The sequence below is a fragment of the Enterococcus italicus DSM 15952 genome (assembly GCF_000185365.1).
GTDB lineage: Bacteria > Bacillota > Bacilli > Lactobacillales > Enterococcaceae > Enterococcus_G > Enterococcus_G italicus.
Genome location: NZ_GL622242.1, coordinates 43,387 through 47,603, shown reverse-complemented (window position 1 = coordinate 47,603; position 4,217 = coordinate 43,387). Strand labels below are relative to the sequence as shown.

General features: G+C 40.5%; 3 protein-coding genes and 1 pseudogene. 2 read left to right on the top strand and 2 right to left on the bottom strand.

Annotation, left to right across the window (positions count from 1 at the left end; translation table 11 throughout):
- Nucleotides 1-520 precede the first annotated feature (520 nt).
- Nucleotides 521-1,849: pseudogene (locus HMPREF9088_RS11780) on the top strand (ISL3 family transposase).
- A 178-nt stretch (nucleotides 1,850-2,027) separates the two neighbouring features.
- Here the strand turns inward: HMPREF9088_RS11780 and HMPREF9088_RS10605 are convergent.
- Both HMPREF9088_RS10605 and HMPREF9088_RS12455 read right to left on the bottom strand, forming a co-directional pair.
- Nucleotides 2,028-2,225, bottom strand: a complete 198-nt coding sequence (locus HMPREF9088_RS10605; RefSeq protein ID WP_007209254.1) for a YwbE family protein — start codon at nucleotides 2,223-2,225, stop codon at nucleotides 2,028-2,030.
- Nucleotides 2,226-2,310: 85 nt separating this feature from the next.
- Entirely contained in the window at nucleotides 2,311-2,733 is a 423-nt protein-coding gene (locus HMPREF9088_RS12455; protein WP_245785551.1) for a hypothetical protein, read from the bottom strand.
- A 181-nt stretch (nucleotides 2,734-2,914) separates the two neighbouring features.
- Here HMPREF9088_RS12455 and HMPREF9088_RS10595 point away from each other — a divergent pair, with 181 nt between their 5' ends.
- The gene (locus HMPREF9088_RS10595; RefSeq protein WP_007209252.1) at nucleotides 2,915-3,856 is read left to right on the top strand and encodes an alpha/beta fold hydrolase; all 942 of its coding nucleotides are present in this window, start codon (nucleotides 2,915-2,917) and stop codon (nucleotides 3,854-3,856) included.
- Nucleotides 3,857-4,217 lie beyond the last annotated feature (361 nt).

Genomic DNA, 4,217 nt, shown 5'->3' with positions numbered 1-4,217 from the left:
TGTTTCGATTTTGAATTTTATTTCAGGTAAATTACTGGAAGAGTAAGTAGACCAGTCTTTAACGTCACTTCCAATTATAGCTAATTCTTTATGAGCATTAATAATTCCCATTGTTGCCAATTTTCCAGGTTCTAAAATTACGACGTAATCACTTAGTTTTTCTTCTAATCGATTTTTAAAACTAAAATCAATGGAGCGTTCTTTATCTTTATCTAGAAAATGGGGGATAACGATAATGTCATCTGAATTAAACTGCTTTACTCTATCAAAGAAGTCATTTTCTGATAAAGTAAACGTATCATAGTTTCTATTTGAATCATTCTCGAATGTTTTATAAAATGCTTCCTTGCATGATGGATCGCAAATCAGAACAATATGGCTTTGGTTCTTTTCACGGTTCTATAATATTTGGTGTTGATGAGTTTTACCACTCATTGGCACCATTTTTTTATGGAGACATGAAAAAAGGCCAGTGAACTCCTATAATTAAGTCACCTCAACTACATAAAGGAGAATTCACATGGCCCATTCATATTTTATACGAAAAACGCTCGGAATCAAAGACAAGAATATCCATTTTGAAGAACAGGTGACTGAAGAGCGAATCAACGACCAAAACCATTTGGTTTTGTACGGGAAATTGACCTATACACCGAAAGCCTGCGAAAAATGCGGGACCGTTAACCGCTCGTCAGCGGACATCGTCAAGAATGGGACGAAACTGTCGACACTTAAAATTGGTCAAATTAATTTCCAGCCTGTGTTACTCAAATTAAAGAAACAACGGTTTCTCTGTAAACACTGCCGTTCGACTTTTACGGCTGAAACTTCTCTAGTTGACCGCCACTGTTTTATTTCCAATTTTGTCAAATCGACGATCGCGATGGAGCTGCGCCATGAACAGTCCATGAAATTGATTCGGGAACACCTAAATGTCTCTTCTAATACCGTGATTCGGGTATTGAGAAAAGTGGGTGAAACCTTGGCGCCGGAGCGCCATTATTTGTCCTCACACCTTTGTATTGATGAATTTAAGTCGGTGAAGAACGTGAGCGGCGCCATGAGCTTTATTTTTATGAACGCCGTGAACCATGAAGTGATTGATATTGTGGAAAACCGTCAACAGAACTATTTATCTGATTACTTTATGCGTTATTTATTGAACGCACGCCTGCGGGTAAAGACGGTCACGATGGGTATGTATTTGCCCTATATCGGGCTGATTAAAGCCTGTTTCCCTAAAGCCAACATTATTATTGATCGCTTCCATATTGTCCAACATCTGAATCGGGCGCTCAACCACGTGCGCATCCAAACAATGAACAGTCTGTGCTATACACGCCCGCGCGATTATCGGAAACTGAAAAAGTAATGGAAATTGGTATTAAAAAACGAAGCAGATTTAAATTTTCATGATTTCTTTACCCATCGTCTCTACACTAGCATGGTGTCAGAGTATGTGATGGCCAATTACTTAGTCGAGTTGAGCCCATAGTTGAGGGACACTTACCAACTCGTCAACCAGCTGAAAGGCGCTCTGCGAATCCGTGGGTTCTCGTTATTTGAATCATTACTTCAAGCATCTAAAAAACGCACCTATCCGCGCAAAATGCGAACGGTCCTGCAGACGCTTGAAAAATACATAAACCCGATTCAGAATGCCTTTAAATACACTCTCTCAAACGGTCCGATTGAAGGCGTCAACAATAAAGTGAAAAATATTAAACGCTCCGGTTACGGCTACCGAAATTTTTATCATCTAAGAAGTCGGGTCTTGATCAGTTTTATGCTAACCCGCGAAGCCATCACCGAAAAGCCGCTTTATTTTAAAGAAGATGCCGCTCATTAAATCGCTGGTTTTCCATAAAAAAACCTCCAATGGAGGAAGCCCATTACAACTAGGACTTAATTATAGAAAAAAGAGGATACAGTTGAACTGTATCCTCTTAAACTTCTTATCAACACTATTTGACAAAGAGCCGCATAGCCTCACATACTTTCAAACTTTTTTGGAATGCATTGAACCCCTAATCTTCGACTATTTCTTTGACTCTTCCTACAATGTTGTTTTCCAGTTTGACTTTAATCCCATGCGGATGCGTTGGTGAATTCGTCAGTATTCTGGCAACGATGCCTTCCGTCAATTCGCCTGAGCGTTGGTGTTGTTTTTGCACCACACGTACTTTTTGTCCAACTTTGATGTGATCACGTTTATTTTCGTCCATAATGGCCTCTCTTCTACTCTAATTTTTGTTGGCCTTATTATATCGAAAAAAGCTAAGATAAAGAAACTTTACATTTTTATACCTATTAAATTCGTTCGTTCATCAATAGCTCGTGCGTTGTTAGGTTGATTATTTTTAAGCGGCTGTCCGGTTTGATATAAACGGTTTTATACGCAGGTTGGTCTCTTTCGCTAAATATAAATACCCGAGAGTCCGGATTGTCGGTTACCAAATGGGTCTCAAAATCTTCCGGATTAAAATAATCCTGGATGGTTAGTTCTTTGTATTTTTCATTGGGCGACTCTGCCTCAGATTCGGAAAGATCTTCTTCGGTTGCTGTTTCTGAGTCAGAAGTGTCCGATGTGGATTGGGTAACTGCTGTCGTCTCATCAGGTGAATTTGTTCGGGGCGTTTCTTCAGCAGTTTCAGAACATCCGGCTAAGACAGCGACAGTTAAAAGAGAGATAAATATCATTTTCATTTTATATTGATTCCTTTCTTCGTTCAACATGACCACTCTTTTCAGTATCATATCAACGTTTGGACGTAATTTTAGCAGAAATATTTCCATCGAGTAAGTCAACAAAATACTTTTGACAGTGCTTACATTATAGATTATAATGTATTTTGGCAATACATGATAAAGGGGATTTATACAACATTCTACAGTTTATAAGGAGGCTGTAAAAATGGCAATTCATGAAGTTGAATTTAAGTCGTTTAATGAGATCGAGACGGTAAAGGGATGGATTTATACTCCCATTCGCGAACCTATAGGGGTCGTTCAAATCGTTCATGGGTATGGCGAACATTCACGCCGATATCTCCATATGATTTTGACGTTGAATGAGGCCGGTTTTGTCGTGGCCGCCGATGACCATGTCGGACATGGAAAGACCGCTTATGATTCCGACAACTGGTCGAATTGGGGAGACAAAGGCTATATGACAATGGCCGAAGATGAACAAAAACTGCGCGAACTAATCAAGGAAGACTACGGTGACCTGCCCTATTTCATGTTTGGCCACAGCATGGGCTCTATGATTGCCCGACTATATGCGACGAAATATGGCGAAGAGCTGGACGGTTTAATCTTGTGCGGGACTTCAGAAATTTTCCCTGAGATGGAAAATATTGTCTCTGAATTAAAGGCTGAAATCGATGCAGGAAACGGCGAACAAGTGGACCCAGACTATCAAAATCGAATGTTTGAATGGATGACGGAGCGAATTGAAAATCCAAACACGCCAAACGACTGGATCAGTAAAGATCCGGACATTGTGGCGGACCACGCCAATGATCCGTTCAACAACTTCACCTCCGTCCCTAATATTCAATCACTTTATCAGTTTGCTCAAATGATTCAACAAATCCTGGGGACGGAATGGTCCGAGAAAGTCCCTACTGATATACCTATCTACAATATCGCCGGTGATGAAGATCCGGTCGGAAGATATGGCGAAGGCGTCTATGCGGTTTCTAATTGGCTGCTGGAAACGGGCCATCAAGTGAAAACAAAACTGTATTCAGGCTACCGCCATGAAATTCACAACCACCGCGAGATTCGCGATGAAGTCGTCGCAGGCATTATCGACTTTATAACGGAGCACGCCAGAGTAAAAGCTAATTAAATTCTCTAGTCGCTCTTTTCTTAATTAAAAAACAGTTGGACGAGCTCAAGAATATGGCAGCTGCCATATTCTTGGCTCTCTGTCAAATAGTGTTGATGAGTCAAATTCAGAACTACAGTTAATCACTGTGGTTCTTTTTTTTATAATTAAGTGACCGATGGATTGATTGACTCCTTTGGCGTTTTAGATGCATAAACTGCACAACCTCTACACTGTCAGAGGCGGAGTTGTTAGCTTCCCTAATTTAAGGGTCAGCGATCTGGACGGTTTCTTGGCCGTCCGTTTTGTGTAAAAGAGCGGTTTAGGTTTTCGGCCCGGGTTCAGTAAGTTAAAGCTGATCAAGATTCGGTTTTTCAGATTG